14 protein-coding genes are annotated in these 13,888 nt (G+C 62.5%); 12 read left to right on the top strand and 2 right to left on the bottom strand.

Features of this window, described 5'->3' with window-relative positions:
- Positions 1 to 77: 77 nt before the first annotated feature.
- From RTP54_RS20590 to RTP54_RS20535, 12 genes are all read left to right on the top strand, one after another.
- The gene (locus tag RTP54_RS20590; protein ID WP_112810556.1) at positions 78 to 794 is read left to right on the top strand and encodes a FadR/GntR family transcriptional regulator; all 717 of its coding nucleotides are present in this window, start codon (positions 78 to 80) and stop codon (positions 792 to 794) included.
- Complete coding sequence (locus tag RTP54_RS20585; RefSeq protein WP_312365533.1) at positions 791 to 1,963, top strand: PLP-dependent transferase; 1,173 nt, start codon at positions 791 to 793, stop codon at positions 1,961 to 1,963. Before RTP54_RS20590 ends, RTP54_RS20585 begins: the two co-directional genes overlap by 4 nt.
- Before the next feature lie 66 nt (positions 1,964 to 2,029).
- On the top strand, positions 2,030 to 3,289 hold the full coding sequence (locus RTP54_RS20580) for an ABC transporter substrate-binding protein (protein ID WP_112817572.1): 1,260 nt from the start codon (positions 2,030 to 2,032) through the stop codon (positions 3,287 to 3,289).
- A 118-nt stretch (positions 3,290 to 3,407) separates the two neighbouring features.
- Positions 3,408 to 4,343: a carbohydrate ABC transporter permease gene (locus RTP54_RS20575; RefSeq protein ID WP_112810553.1), complete on the top strand. Its 936-nt coding sequence runs from the start codon at positions 3,408 to 3,410 to the stop codon at positions 4,341 to 4,343.
- 4 nt (positions 4,344 to 4,347) lie between these two features.
- Positions 4,348 to 5,181 (top strand): carbohydrate ABC transporter permease, encoded by an 834-nt coding sequence (locus tag RTP54_RS20570; RefSeq protein ID WP_112817570.1) that lies wholly within the window; start codon positions 4,348 to 4,350, stop codon positions 5,179 to 5,181.
- Between the two features lie 9 nt (positions 5,182 to 5,190).
- Positions 5,191 to 6,258, top strand: coding sequence for an ABC transporter ATP-binding protein (locus tag RTP54_RS20565; protein WP_112810551.1), 1,068 nt, complete (start codon positions 5,191 to 5,193; stop codon positions 6,256 to 6,258).
- Between the two features lie 199 nt (positions 6,259 to 6,457).
- Entirely contained in the window at positions 6,458 to 6,844 is a 387-nt protein-coding gene (locus RTP54_RS20560) for a cytochrome c family protein (protein ID WP_312365528.1), read from the top strand.
- 141 nt (positions 6,845 to 6,985) lie between these two features.
- Positions 6,986 to 7,828 carry a cytochrome c oxidase subunit II gene (locus tag RTP54_RS20555; protein ID WP_112817639.1) on the top strand — a complete coding sequence of 281 codons (843 nt, stop codon included), beginning with the start codon at positions 6,986 to 6,988 and terminating at the stop codon, positions 7,826 to 7,828.
- 35 nt (positions 7,829 to 7,863) lie between these two features.
- On the top strand, positions 7,864 to 9,642 hold the full coding sequence (gene ctaD, locus RTP54_RS20550; protein ID WP_112810549.1) for a cytochrome c oxidase subunit I: 1,779 nt from the start codon (positions 7,864 to 7,866) through the stop codon (positions 9,640 to 9,642).
- Entirely contained in the window at positions 9,639 to 10,343 is a 705-nt protein-coding gene (locus tag RTP54_RS20545; protein ID WP_312365526.1) for a cytochrome c oxidase subunit 3, read from the top strand. The genes ctaD and RTP54_RS20545 overlap by 4 nt, the downstream gene beginning before the upstream one ends.
- A gap of 9 nt (positions 10,344 to 10,352) precedes the next feature.
- The gene (locus RTP54_RS20540) at positions 10,353 to 11,075 is read left to right on the top strand and encodes a heme-copper oxidase subunit III family protein (protein ID WP_112810547.1); all 723 of its coding nucleotides are present in this window, start codon (positions 10,353 to 10,355) and stop codon (positions 11,073 to 11,075) included.
- A 9-nt stretch (positions 11,076 to 11,084) separates the two neighbouring features.
- A complete protein-coding gene (locus tag RTP54_RS20535) occupies positions 11,085 to 11,429 on the top strand; it encodes a cytochrome C oxidase subunit IV family protein (protein WP_112810546.1) in 345 nt (114 codons plus the stop codon).
- Between the two features lie 110 nt (positions 11,430 to 11,539).
- On the opposite strand, the gene RTP54_RS20530 is transcribed toward RTP54_RS20535, so the two are convergent.
- Positions 11,540 to 12,754 carry a hypothetical protein gene (locus RTP54_RS20530; RefSeq protein WP_112817568.1) on the bottom strand — a complete coding sequence of 405 codons (1,215 nt, stop codon included), beginning with the start codon at positions 12,752 to 12,754 and terminating at the stop codon, positions 11,540 to 11,542.
- 24 nt (positions 12,755 to 12,778) lie between these two features.
- Complete coding sequence (locus RTP54_RS20525; RefSeq protein ID WP_312365520.1) at positions 12,779 to 13,732, bottom strand: DUF2950 family protein; 954 nt, start codon at positions 13,730 to 13,732, stop codon at positions 12,779 to 12,781.
- Between the last annotated feature and the right edge of the window lie 156 nt (positions 13,733 to 13,888).

Raw genomic sequence — 13,888 nt, 5'->3', positions numbered from 1 at the left:
TTCCCGCTTGACCACCTTCTTGGCCTTGGTCATATTGATCAGATGTCAGACCAATTTGGCGCCGAGGGGGAAGCTGAATGACTGAACAGGCCAGAGCCGCGCTTCTGCCATTGCCGCCCGCCGACCGGGCGCAGCAGGTCATCGCCGCGCTCGCCAATTACGTCCAGCAATCAGGTTTGAAACCCGGCGATCGCCTGCCGGCGGAGCGCGAGCTGATGACGGCGCTCGCCGTCGGCCGCTCGACCGTGCGCGAGGTCATTCGCCATTTCCAGGCGCTCGGCGTCGTCGAGGCGCGCAAGGGCAGCGGCACATATCTGCTCAGAGCGATTTCGGCCGGCACCGTGCATATGCCGTTGACGCTCGACGCTGGGCATCTTCGCGACGTGCTGTTGATGACGCTCGAGGTTCGTCGCGGCATCGAGGTCGAGGCCAACATGGTCGCCGCGCGCCGTCGCACCGATAAGGACCTCGAGACCATCGAGACAAAACTCGATGAGATGGAGCGTGTGCACATCGCCAAGGGCACCTCCGGCCCTGAGGACCTCGCCTTTCACCTGGCGATCTACGACGCCACCCACAATCCGCTGTTTCGACAGCTGCTCGAACAGATGCGCGAGGCATTCGAGCGCTTCTGGGATCATCCCTTCGATCGGACGGATTTCGCTCGCCGTTCCTTTCCCTTCCACCGCACCCTCTTCAACGCGATCGCGGCACAGGATCCTGACACCGCGCGCGAAGAAACGCTGAAAATCCTCGCGATCGTCGAGGAAGACATCAAGGAAATGTCCAAATGAACAACGGCCTCGATCCGTTCGACCACGCCTCCCTGATCGTCGCGCATGACGAAGGCAACGCCTTCGATGCCGTCGTGCCGCCGATCGTCCAGACCTCGCTGTTCACCTTCAAGGACTATGACGACATGGTCGCGTCCTACAAGGGCGAACGCGTGCGGCCGATCTACACCCGCGGCCTCAACCCGACGGTGCGCATGTTCGAGGAGATGCTGGCCAAGCTCGAAGGGGCAGAGGACGCCATCGGCTTTGCCAGCGGCATGTCGGCGATCTCGTCGACCGTGCTCTCCTTCGTCGAACCCGGTGACCGGATCGTCGCGGTCAACCATGTCTACCCCGACGCCTTTCGACTTTTCGGCACACATCTGAAGCGCATGAAGGTCGAGGTGACCTATGTCGACGGTCGCGACGAGGAAGCGGTCGCCAAGGCGCTTCCGGGCGCCAAGCTGTTCTACATGGAAAGCCCGACAAGCTGGGTGATGGACACCCACGACGTCGCTTCCCTTGCCCGCCTCGCCAAGGACCAGGGCATCATCACCGCCATCGACAACAGCTGGGCGAGCCCGATCTTCCAGCAGCCGATTTCACTCGGCGTCGATCTCGTCATCCATTCGGCCTCAAAGTATCTCGGCGGCCACTCGGACGTGGTCGCCGGCGTCGTCGCCGGTTCGAAGGAGCTGATCGGCCGTATCCGCTCGGAAGCCTATCCCTATCTCGGTGGCAAGCTGTCGCCCTTCGACGCCTGGCTCCTGATCCGCGGCCTGCGCACGCTCCCGATCCGCATGAGGGCGCACGAGCACTCGGCGCTGACGGTGGCGCAGCGCCTGCAGGCGCATCCGCTGGTCGAGACCGTTTGCCACCCCGGGCTCGGCAACACCTTGCCACCGGGCCTTTCTGGCACGTCGGGCCTCTTCTCCTTCATCTTCCGCGAAGGCGTCGATGTCAGGCGCTTTGCCGATCACCTCGAGCTGTTCAAGCTCGGCGTCTCCTGGGGCGGCCACGAAAGCCTGATCGTGCCGGGCGAAGTCGTGCTGTCGCAGAAAGCCCAGCCCAATTCCGCGGCCGCCTTCGGCATCTCGCCGCGGTCAGTACGGCTCCATGTCGGCCTGGAGGGAACGGAGGCCCTCTGGAGCGATCTTGAAGCGGCGATCACAGCCGCTTCGTCAGGCTGACAGGAGCGGGATACGCGTCCCGCTCATCACATGTGACTAAACCATCAAAAGACAAAGGGAACAAAAATGAGGAAACTGATTACCGCCACTCTGCTTGCCACCCTGATGGCAGGAAGCGCACTGGCCGATACCAAGCTGAAGCTCGTCGAGGTCATCACCAGCCCCGAGCGCACAGAGACGCTGAAGTCGATCGTCGCCAAGTTCGAAGCGGCGAACCCCGGCACGACCGTCGAGATCATCTCGCTGCCCTGGGGCGAAGCCTTCCAGAAGTTCGCCACCATGGTTTCGGCCGGCGAACTGCCCGACGTGATGGAAATGCCCGACACCTGGCTGTCGCTCTATGCCAACAACGGCATGCTCGAGAGCCTCGAGCCCTACCTTGCCAAGTGGGAGCACACGCCGGGCCTCACCGAGCGCACGCTGGAGCTCGGCCGCGACATCAAGAACACCGCCTATATGCTGCCCTACGGCTTCTACCTGCGCGCCATGTTCTACAACAAGAAGCTCCTGTCGGAAGCCGGCGTCAGCGAGCCGCCGAAGACGATGGACGATTTCGTCAAGGCATCGGAAGCCGTCTCCAAGCTTCCGGGCAAATCCGGCTACTGCCTGCGCGGCGGTCCGGGCGGTCTCAACGGCTGGGTGATGTTCGGCGCCACCATGGCCGGCAGCAACAAGTTCTTCAACGAGGACGGCACCTCGACCATGAACAGCGAAGGCTGGGTCAAGGGCCTGACCTGGGTGATCGACCTCTACAAGAAGGGCCTGGCACCAAAGGACAGCGTCAACTGGGGCTTCAACGAAATCGTCGCCGGTTTCTATAGCGGCACGTGCGCCTTCCTCGACCAGGACCCGGATGCGCTGATCGCCATTGCCGAGCGGATGAAGTCGGAAGACTTCGGCGTCACCACCATGCCGAAGGGCCCGAGCGGCAAGGCGTTCACCACCATCGGCTTTGCCGGCTGGTCGATGCTGTCGGCAAGCCAGAACAAGGATCTCTCCTGGAAGCTGATCGAGACGCTCGAAGGACCTGAGGGCAACATCGAGTGGAACAAGCGCACCGGCGCGCTGCCGGTCCATAAGGCGGCCGAGAAGGATCCCTTCTATGCGAGCCCCCAGTTCAAGGGCTGGTTCGACGAGCTTGCCGACAAGGACGTAGTGCTGACGGTCATGCCGACCTACCTCGAGGAATTCGCCTTCTTCAAGGATTCGCTGGCGATCAAGACCACGCAGGAAGCCCTGCTTGGCGACATCACGCCGGAGGAACTCGCCAACCAGTGGGCCGACTACCTCACCAAGGCGCAGCAGAAGCACCTCGCCAAGAAGTGAGCCTTCGACCGGCGGCGTCTTCTCGGCGCCGCCGGTCACTCGATGTCTTGAACACGATGTCTTGAACACAAGGGCACGCCATAAAAAACCGGCGGCCGCACAGGGGAAATTTCGATCGATGGCCTATGTCGCCCGCCAAGACGGCCTGCCCGCAAGCAGGACGCCGCTGATGAAGCGCATCGCCGATGGGGCAGCGCCCTATCTCTACAGCGCGCCGGCGATCATCCTGATCGTCGCCGTCATGCTCGTGCCGCTGGCGCTCGGCGTGTCCTACGCCTTCCGCGATATCCAGCTGCTCAATCCGTTCTCCGGCGCCTTCATCGGCCTTGATCATTTCCGGGCGCTGTCGCAGGACCAGGCCTTCTACCGGGCGCTACGCAACACGCTGTGGTGGACCGGCGCCTCGGTCTTCCTGCAGTTTTTCCTCGGGCTCATTCTCGCGCTCCTGCTCGACAAGCCGTTCTATGGCCGCGGGCTTGCCCAGGCGCTCGTCTTCCTGCCCTGGGCGGTGCCGAGCTTTCTCGCCGGCCTCAACTGGTCCTGGCTGTTCAATCCGGTCGTCGGACCCTTGCCGCACTGGTTCTACGCGCTCGGGCTCATGAGCGAGCCCTCCAACATTCTCTCCGATCCGCAGCTGGCGATGTGGGGGCCGATCATCGCCAATGTCTGGTGGGGCATCCCCTTCTTCGCCATCACCTTGCTGGCCGCCCTTCAGGCGATCCCGCGCGATCTCTATGAGGCCGCCAGCATCGACGGCGCCGGCCCGGTGCAGCGCTTCCTGTCGATCACGCTGCCCTTCCTCGCACCGACCATCGCCATCACCATTCTGCTTCGCACCGTCTGGATTTCGAACTTCGCCGATCTGATCATCGTCATGACCAATGGCGGGCCGGCTGATCGCACCCAGATCGTTGCCAGCTACATCTTCACCCAGGCCTTCAAGCGGCTGGACTTCGGCTACGCCTCGGCGATCGCGCTGGTGCTGCTGGCACTGCTGCTCGCCTATTCCATGCTGATCGTCATCCTGCGGCAATGGCTGCTGAGCAAGGATTGAGACAATGCGCGCCAAACCCATCCTCCTGATCACAGCGCACCGGCTGGCGATCCTCGCCTATATCGCCTTCGCGCTCTTCCCGCTCTACTGGCTCCTGAAAGTGGCGGTGACGCCGAACGATCTGCTCTATTCCGAAGGCATCCGCCTCTGGCCCTCGCGCGCCACGCTCGATCATTTCGATTTCGTGCTGCGCCACAGCGCCTTTCCGACCTTCTTCAAGAACAGCCTGATCGTCTCCGGCTCCACCGCCGTCATCGTCACTCTGCTGGCCTCGCTCTCCGGCTACGCGCTGTCACGCTTCAATTTCCGCGGCAAATACTGGCTCGTGGCGCTGATGCTGCTGACGCAGATGTTCCCGCTCGTCATGCTGGTCGCGCCGATCTTCAAGATCCTGTCGCCAATGGGCCTGACCAACAGCCTGACGGGCCTCGTCATCGTCTACACCGCGTTCAACGTGCCCTTTGCCACCTTCCTGATGCAGTCCTTCTTCGACGGCATTCCCAAGGATCTCGAAGAGGCGGCGATGATCGACGGAGCGACCCAGTTCGTCGCCTTCCGCCAGATCATCCTGCCGCTGACACTTCCCGGCATCGCCGCCACGCTCGGTTTCGTCTTCACCGCCGCCTGGAGCGAGCTTCTGTTCTCGCTGATGCTGATTTCGGGCAACGACCAGGCGACATTCCCGGTCGGACTTTTGTCCTTCGTGTCGAAATTCTCGGTCGACTTCGGCCAGATGATGGCCGCCGGCGTGCTGGCGCTGATCCCGGCCTGCCTCTTCTTCCTGCTCATTCAACGCTATCTCGTCCAGGGCCTGACGGCCGGCGCGGTCAAAGGCTGAGGATACATCATGGCTTCCATCGATATCGCCAATATCCGTAAATCCTACGGCATCCACCCGGTGCTGCACGACGTCGACCTGAAGATCGGCGACGGCGAATTCGTCGTGCTGGTCGGCCCTTCCGGTTGCGGCAAGTCCACGCTGCTGCGCATGATCGCAGGCCTTGAAAGCGTGACTTCGGGCGAAATCCGCATCGCCGGAAAACGCGTCAACGAGCTTGCTCCGAAGGACCGCGACATCGCCATGGTGTTCCAGTCCTATGCGCTCTACCCGCATATGTCGGTCGCCAAGAACATGAGCTACAGTCTGCGCCTCAGGAAGACAGCCAAGGAGAAGATCGCAAGCGTCGTCTCCGGTGCCGCCTCCAAGCTCGGGCTCGATCCGCTGCTCGAGCGCCGGCCGCGCGCGCTTTCCGGCGGTCAGCGCCAGCGTGTCGCCATGGGCCGCGCCATCGTGCGCGAACCCAAGGCCTTCCTCTTCGACGAGCCGCTGTCAAACCTCGACGCGCGCCTGCGCGAGCAGATGCGTGCCGAAATCAAGAAGCTGCACAAGGATCTCGGCGCCACCTCGATCTACGTCACGCACGACCAGATCGAGGCGATGACGCTCGCCGACCGGATCGTCGCCATGAACGGCGGCTTCGTCCAGCAGGTCGGAAGCCCGCTCGATCTCTACGATCGCCCGGCCAACCTCTTCGTTGCCGGCTTCATCGGTTCGCCCGGCATGAACTTCTTCGAAGGCACCTATCATAATGGCACGGCACCGCGCTTCGAGACGGCGGGCGGCGTCACCATTCCGGCTGAGATGCATGCCGAGCTTTCCGACGGCGCCCGCGCCACGCTCGGCATCCGGCCCGAACATGTCGAGATCGGCGTTGCGGCACCGGATGCGCTGAAGGCTACGGTCGACCTCGTCGAGCCGACCGGCTTCGGCATCATCCTGCATCTGTCCTTCGGCAAGGCCATCTTCAAGGCCTTCACCAACGACCGCGCTTTCCTCAAGGCGTCGGGCGAAATCCCCGTGCGCCTGCCGCCGGAACGCCTGCACTTCTTTGACGCTGACGGCAACCGCGTTTGACGACCACAGTGCCCGCGCCTGACAGCGCGGGCTCTATCGCCCAAGACCGGAGATTGACATCTTCCGGGCGAGGCGTACCGTCATGCCGTCGCAAGTATCAACCGTCCGTGGCGCCCAATTGAGAGAAGCAAGTACCGCCAAAACGATGAATTGACGATAGCCTTCCTTGCCCCGCGCCCGGCGATATTGAGGAAGTGTCATGCGAAATTTTGTTGTTGCCCTTGCCTTTTCGACAACGCTGCTCTGTCCCATCGCCGCCCTTGCGCAAGAGGGCGATGCGACGGCCGGTGCGACCGTCTTCAAGAAATGCGCGATCTGTCATATCGTCGACAGCGATACCAACAAGGTCGGCCCGTCACTCAACCACGTGCTCGGCCGCACCGCCGGCACCCATCCCGACTTCAAGTATTCGACGGCGATGATCGACGCCGGCAAGGGTGGGCTCGTCTGGGACGAGACGACCTTGCGCGACTATCTCCACAATCCGAAGGCGAAGGTGAAAGGCACCAAGATGGTCTTTCCGGGCCTCAAGGATGACGGCGACATCTCCAACCTGCTCGCCTATCTCAAGCAATATTCGCAATAGATGCAACGGTTGAGGCCGGCGACAGGCGCTCAACCGAACGGTCAATTGCGAGTATTTCCCGTTCGTGCAATACTTGCATTTGGAAACTCTACGGATTGCGTATTCATGCCCACAGCCGCAAGCGGCGAGGAGGGACAAGAAATGGCCGTGGTGGTTATTCTGGTTTTGCTGGCCGCCGGATCGGTGTTGTTCCATTTGTTGAGCCCGTGGTGGTGGACGCCGATCGCGTCCAACTGGAACTACATAGACAATACACTCATCATCACCTTCTGGATCACCGGCGTCGTTTTCGTCGCCGTGGTGCTGTTCATGGCCTATTGCGTCTTGCGTTTTCGGCACCGCCCGGGAAACCGGGCGGCCTATGAACCGGAAAACAAGAAGCTTGAAGGCTGGCTGGCGGCCGGAACAACGCTCGGCGTCGCCGCCATGCTGACACCGGGCCTGTTCGTCTGGCACCAGTTCGTCACCGTGCCCGATGGCGCCGGCGAGGTCGAGGTTGTCGGGCAGCAATGGTTGTGGAGCTTCCGCCTGCCCGGCGCCGACGGCAAGCTCGGCACCTCGGAGACGCGCGACATCTCGCCGGAAAATTCGCTCGGTCTCAACCGCAACGACGCAGCCGCCCTCGACGACATCGTCATCGAAGGCGGCGAGCTGCATCTGGAGATCGGCAAGCCGGTCAAGATGCTGTTGCGCTCGGTCGACGTGCTGCACGATTTCTATGTGCCCGAGTTCCGCGCCAAGATGGACATGGTGCCGGGCATGGTCACCTATTTCTGGCTGACCCCGACGCGCACCGGCACCTTCGAGGTTCTTTGCGCCGAACTGTGCGGCGTCGGCCACCCGCAGATGCGCGGCACCGTCGTTGTCGACAGCCCGGAGGACTACCAGACCTGGCTCGCGAGCCAGCAGACGTTTTCGCAGCTGATGGCGCAAGCGCAGACAAAGGAAACGGCACAGGCAGAAAATGCCGCCCCGGCGCGGTAGGAGGCGCCCCGACGGCCATTGTTGGGAGAGTTTAGATGGTCGATATCCGGTCAGGCACCGATGGGGCGCTCGAACACGCCGAAGTGGAGGATGTCGAGCTCTACCATCCCCATAGCTGGTGGACGCGCTACGTCTTCAGCCAGGATGCCAAGATCATCGCCGTGCAATATGCCTCGACCGCCATCGCCATCGGCATGGTGGCGCTCGTTCTGTCCTGGCTGATGCGCCTGCAGCTTGGCTTTCCGGGCCAGTTCGCCTTCATCGACGCGGAGCGCTATTACCAGTTCATCACCATGCACGGGATGATCATGGTGATCTATCTGCTGACGGCCCTGTTCCTCGGCGGCTTCGGCAACTACCTGATCCCGCTGATGCTCGGCGCACGCGACATGGTGTTTCCCTACGCCAACATGCTGAGTTACTGGCTCTATCTTCTCGCCGTGCTCGTGCTGGCCTCGAGCTTTTTCGCGCCGGGTGGGCCGACCGGCGCCGGCTGGACACTCTACCCGCCGCAGGCCGTTCTCTCCGGCACGCCCGGCGGCAAGGACTGGGGCATCCTTCTGATGCTCTCCTCGCTCATCCTGTTCATCATCGGCTTCACCATGGGCGGGCTCAACTATGTGGTCACCGTGCTGCAGGGCCGCGCGCGCGGCATGACGCTGATGCGCATGCCGCTGACGATCTGGGGCATCTTCACGGCGACGGTCATGGCGCTGCTTGCCTTTCCCGCCCTCTTCGTCGCCTGCGTCATGATGATGTTCGACCGTGTTCTTGGGACCAGCTTCTTCATGCCGGCGATCGTCGAGATGGGCGAACAGCTGCAACATGGCGGCGGCAGCCCGATCCTGTTCCAGCACCTCTTCTGGTTTTTCGGTCATCCCGAAGTCTATATCGTCGCCCTGCCCGCCTTCGGCATTGTCTCCGATCTCATCAGCACCCATGCCCGCAAGAACATCTTCGGCTACCGCATGATGGTCTGGGCGATCGTCGTCATCGGCGCGCTCTCCTTCGTCGTCTGGGCGCACCACATGTATGTCAGCGGCATGAACCCGTATTTCGGCTTCTTCTTCGCCACGACGACGCTCATCATCGCCGTGCCGACCGCACTGAAAGTCTACAACTGGGTGCTGACATTGTGGCGGGGCGATATCCACCTCAACCTGCCGATGCTGTTTGCGCTCGGCTTCATCGTCACCTTCGTCAATGGCGGGCTGACCGGCCTCTTCCTCGGCAATGTCGTCGTCGACGTGCCGCTCTCCGACACCATGTTCGTCGTTGCCCATTTCCACATGGTCATGGGTGTCGCTCCCATCCTCGTCATCTTCGGCGCCATTTATCACTGGTATCCGAAAGTCACCGGACGCATGCTCAACGAGGCGATGGGTCAGCTTCACTTCTGGGTCACGTTCGTCGGCGCCTACCTCATCTTCTTCCCGATGCACTATCTCGGCCTGATCGGCGTTCCCCGGCGCTACTACGAAATGGGTGACACCGCTTTCGTCCCGGCCTCGGCCCACACGCTCAACGAGTTCATCACCATCGTCGCCCTCATCGTCGGGGCGGCTCAGATCGTCTTCCTCTTCAACCTCGTCTGGAGCATTCGTCACGGTCGTCAGGCCGGCGGCAATCCCTGGCGGGCAACCACGCTCGAATGGCAGACGCCCGAGACGCCACCACGCCACGGCAATTGGGGCAAGGATCTGCCGGTGGTCTATCGTTGGGCCTATGACTACAGCGTGCCGGGCGCACCTGAGGATTTCATCCCGCAGAACCAGCCCGGCCCCGACCACCTGACGCGGGAGACGGCGACATGACCGTCACGCTGATCTTCCTTGCGGTCATTGCCGCGATCGCCGGCTGGTGGCTTTCGCAGCAGCGCATGCTGTCGAAACCCTGGCTGGAAGTCGGCCATCACCACGACCCGCGGCCACATGGCCGCCATCCGATCGAACCGGCCAGACTTGGGCTTGGCGTATTCCTTGCCGTCGTCGGCGCGCTGTTCACGCTGTTCATCAGCGCCTATTTCATGCGCATGGCATCGACCGACTGGTGGTCGACGCCGATGCCGAAGCTCCTCTGGCTCAACACGGCCGTGCTTGCAGCCGGAAGCCTGACGCTCCATGCAGCCAGGCTATCGGCCGAACGCCACCGCGACGATGCCGCTCGCACGTCGCTTATCGCCGCACTCGCCCTTGGCCTCGCCTTCCTCGCCGGCCAGGTCTTCGCCTGGCGTGAACTCACGGACGCCGGCTACCGCCTGGCCGACAATCCGGCCAACAGCTTCTTCTACATGATTACCGCCATGCACGGCCTGCACATCGTCGGCGGCCTGATCGCCCTTGTCCGTACCCTGCTTGCGACCCGCAAGGGGCCGATCGACGCCAAGGGCACGCTGTCGATCACGCTCTGCGCCACCTACTGGCACTTCATGCTCGCCGTCTGGATCGTGCTGTTTGCGCTGTTTTCCGGCTGGGCCAACGACTTCATCGACCTCTGCCGGCAAATCTTGACCTAGGAGCTGCCCATGTCCGCGCCGACACATTCTCCCGTCACAGAGCCCCTGCCCCGGCCGTCGGGGCTTGCCGGCTTTGCCGCCGACTGGGCGTCGGATCAACGCACCTTCAAGAACGTCTCCTGGGGAAAGGCCATGATGTGGATCTTTCTCTTGAGCGACACCTTCGTCTTCGGCTGCTTCCTCGTCGCATACATGTCGGCGCGCATGTCGACTGCCGTGCCCTGGCCAAACCCGAGCGAGGTTTTCGCGCTGCACATCGGCGGCTCCGACGTGCCGCTGATCCTGATCGCGATCATGACCTTCGTCCTGATCTCATCGAGCGGCACCATGGCGATGGCGGTCAACTATGGCTATCGCCGCGACCGGCGCAAGACGGCGGCGCTGATGCTGCTGACCGCGCTTTTCGGCGCCACCTTCGTCGGCATGCAGGCGTTCGAATGGACCAAGCTGATCTCAGAGGGCGTGCGCCCCTGGGGCAACCCCTGGGGCGCGCCACAGTTCGGCTCCACCTTCTTCATGATCACCGGCTTCCACGGCACGCATGTGACGATCGGCGTCATCTTCCTTTTGATCATCGCGCGAAAAGTCTGGCGCGGCGACTTCGAAACCGGCAAGCGCGGCTTCTTTACCAGCCGCAAGGGACAGTACGAGATCGTCGAAATCACCGGCCTTTACTGGCACTTCGTCGACCTCGTCTGGGTCTTCATCTTCGCATTCTTCTATCTCTGGTGAGGAACCGCCATGACTGAAGCACCGGCACATATCGCAGCGAAAGAGCACCAGCAGCATCCGATCGGCCTCTATCTGCTGGTCTGGGGTTTGCTGTTCGTGCTCAGCGCTTTCTCCTACATGGTCGATTATGTCGGCCTGCAGGGATATCTCAGATGGTCGCTGATCCTGCTGTTCATGATGCTGAAGGCCGGGCTCATCGTCGCCGTCTTCATGCACATGGCCTGGGAGCGGCTGGCGTTGATCTATGCCATCCTGCTGCCGCCGCTTCTGGTTTTGGTCTTCGTCGCGCTGATGGTCTCGGAATCGCACTATGTGCTCTTCAGCCGCCTCACCTTCTTTGGCGCGGCCCCCTGAGCGGGACGGCGCCGGTCATACCACAGCGGCAAAAGTGCGGAGCGGTTATCCGGCGGGAAGCGCCTAAAGGCAGGGAGCGTTTCTGTGTTGCCGTCTGGATTAGGATGTTCCTAGAGCAGCAGCAGCTTCTTGAGCACCGAGAACACTTCCTTGTAGGGCAGAATGGTGGCACCGGCAGCGGCGATGGGCAGCAGTGCCGCGGCTGCCACCGGCACGACGGCCGAGCGGCTCAGCAGCATCGCCGACAGCTTGCGTGTCGTTTCGAACTGCTTTGACGGGTCGGCGATATCATCTGCCTGCTGCGCCTCGTCCGCACTTGCGGCGGCAACATTGGTCCCCAGGATCTTGCGCTCGTTCAGGCGTTGATAGCGAGTGGCCTGCGTGCCCAGCATCAGCAGGCTTTTTTCCTTTAACTCCGCGAGTGGCTTGGAGAAGGCCGATAGCGGATAGGCAAACAGGGCCAGCACGATCACCAGCCACCCGCTTGCAATGATGCTGAAGGTCGTGGTGGTCAGGCTTTCCTGCAGCAGATGTTTGGCGACGGCTGCGCCGATTGCGGCACTGACGCCGAAAATGAAGAGAACATAGGCATTCGGATAGCTTGCTAGGAAACCCAGCCCGCCGTTGCCATCGGGATGGGTTGCCACCAGCCGCAGGTCCAGCCGCGCGATCCGGCGCAGGAGCTGTGCCCAGACCAGATGTCGCCAAAGCCCGCGCAGCAGCAGAAAGAAGAACATCGGCTGGCTGACGAACACCATCCACCACGCGGTCGCGGTCAGGCGGTTTCCCTCGGGCGAAACCACGACGGCCCAGGACGATTCCGTTGCGGCATGCGTGTTCAAAAAAGCCATCGCCGCTGCGGCAACCGCGAGGATGAGGCAGACTGCCTCCGCAACGCGCGAATCGCGTCGCACCAGTGCGGTGGTCACCGCATCGGCGAATGCCCCGACCGAACCGGGGGCAATCAGCGGCGCCTTCAGGAACTGACCGAGCTTGACGTGCAAGCCCCGCTCGACCTGTTGCTCGGCCAGCACGAATGCCCCGATGCCGAAGACGAAACGACCCCAGACGCCAAGATCGCCAAGATATGAGCCGGGCGTATCCGGGGCCAGGAAGCTGCGCGGCATGCCCAGCAGCAGCGGCACGAACCAGGCAAGCGCGACAAACAGCAACGCGCGTCGGCCGGATTTCAGCGACTTTTCGTGAAGCAGTCCCAACCGTCGCTGCAGCTCGAAGAACGGCCCGCCATGGGCTGCGAGATAGTCCCTGGCAGCGGTTTCACCACGTCGCGGCGCGGCCGCCGCTTTGCCCGTTTCGGCTTGCACCCCGTTCTCTAAGGTCAATGGCGATCAATCCTCGGTAATGGTCCAGTTGTCATTGGGATTGAACTGCTTGATGTCGCGCGCCATCGCATCCGTTCCCGCGCCGAGATCGGCCTGGTAGACAATACCGTTACGGTTGACGACGAAGGTATGGATACCCGTTTCGCCATATTTCACCGGCCAGGCGACCAGCCCGAAGCCGGCGATCATGTTGCCGTTGATGACATAGTCATAGGCGCCGCCGGCGATGTTTCCGCCCTGGCGCGTCAGGATCTTGAAGCGATAGCCGTAATAGCCCTCGTTCGCCTTGGCCTTGTCGAGCTGGGCCTGCGACAGGTCACCCGCGGGGCTGTCGCCATCGCCCTGTTCGGCGGGCCAATACAGGCCGTCGGTCTTGCCCGCGCTCGAAATCAGCTTCTGAGCGTATTCGAGCACGCCATCGCCATCGTGGTCTTCCTCGGCATACTCCTCCTGCGCATCCACATACGAGCGCACCGTGCTGATCGCCTCGAGTTCGTTCTCGCCGACGCGCCGGTTGATGATCTCCTCGATGCCTGCGTAGGTGTCGAAGGCCCATTTGCCACCGTCGTCCTTGGTGATCGGGAACGGCAGCGGCCAGAGTTCGTCGCCGATTTCGATGACCTTGCGGCCATCCTCGTCGGTCAGCACCACCTTCTTGGCAGCGCCCGCCTTGATCTTCTCGAAGGTATCGTTGACCCCCTCGCTCTTTTTCAGCTTTTCCGCATCAAGGCCGAGCAAGGCGGCCAGTTTGCCGAGATCAGCCGCGCCGAGCGTGTCCTTGAACGCCGCCAACGCCTTCTCGGGGTCGTCGAATGTCGGCGGTTCCGTTGTCGAGATGTAATCTGCAAGTCCGGCCGGCGGATCCTCCGCGGCAATGGCGCTTCCGGCGAGCGCGGCAAGGCTGATGAGGATGAGCCCGAAAGCCGGGCGGAATTTCATGCGCTGACGATCCATGGTCATTGCCCTCTAGCTCCCGTTTCTCGCGCCTTAACGACGGCGTCCGCCGCCACCGCCACGACCGCCACCACCATGCCGACCGCCACCGCCGCCACGCGACATGGCGCGACCGCCGCCGCCACCACCCTGGCCGATGGAGCGATGCGGCGCGCCGCCACC

The organism is Ensifer sp., assembly GCF_031989085.1.
Taxonomy (GTDB): Bacteria; Pseudomonadota; Alphaproteobacteria; order Rhizobiales; family Rhizobiaceae; genus Ensifer.
This window is presented reverse-complemented; position numbering and strand designations above follow the sequence as displayed.

Excerpts from the sequence above, each read along its gene's own strand:
- RTP54_RS20590 (WP_112810556.1), top strand. The coding sequence starts at position 78 with ATGACTGAACAGGCCAGAGCCGCGCTTCTGCCATTGCCGCCCGCCGAC.
- RTP54_RS20585 (WP_312365533.1), top strand. The coding sequence starts at position 791 with ATGAACAACGGCCTCGATCCGTTCGACCACGCCTCCCTGATCGTCGCG.
- RTP54_RS20580 (WP_112817572.1), top strand. The coding sequence starts at position 2,030 with ATGAGGAAACTGATTACCGCCACTCTGCTTGCCACCCTGATGGCAGGA.
- RTP54_RS20575 (WP_112810553.1), top strand. The coding sequence starts at position 3,408 with ATGGCCTATGTCGCCCGCCAAGACGGCCTGCCCGCAAGCAGGACGCCG.
- RTP54_RS20570 (WP_112817570.1), top strand. The coding sequence starts at position 4,348 with ATGCGCGCCAAACCCATCCTCCTGATCACAGCGCACCGGCTGGCGATC.
- RTP54_RS20565 (WP_112810551.1), top strand. The coding sequence starts at position 5,191 with ATGGCTTCCATCGATATCGCCAATATCCGTAAATCCTACGGCATCCAC.
- RTP54_RS20560 (WP_312365528.1), top strand. The coding sequence starts at position 6,458 with ATGCGAAATTTTGTTGTTGCCCTTGCCTTTTCGACAACGCTGCTCTGT.
- RTP54_RS20555 (WP_112817639.1), top strand. The coding sequence starts at position 6,986 with ATGGCCGTGGTGGTTATTCTGGTTTTGCTGGCCGCCGGATCGGTGTTG.
- ctaD (WP_112810549.1), top strand. The coding sequence starts at position 7,864 with ATGGTCGATATCCGGTCAGGCACCGATGGGGCGCTCGAACACGCCGAA.
- RTP54_RS20545 (WP_312365526.1), top strand. The coding sequence starts at position 9,639 with ATGACCGTCACGCTGATCTTCCTTGCGGTCATTGCCGCGATCGCCGGC.
- RTP54_RS20540 (WP_112810547.1), top strand. The coding sequence starts at position 10,353 with ATGTCCGCGCCGACACATTCTCCCGTCACAGAGCCCCTGCCCCGGCCG.
- RTP54_RS20535 (WP_112810546.1), top strand. The coding sequence starts at position 11,085 with ATGACTGAAGCACCGGCACATATCGCAGCGAAAGAGCACCAGCAGCAT.
- RTP54_RS20525 (WP_312365520.1), bottom strand. The coding sequence starts at position 13,732 with ATGACCATGGATCGTCAGCGCATGAAATTCCGCCCGGCTTTCGGGCTC.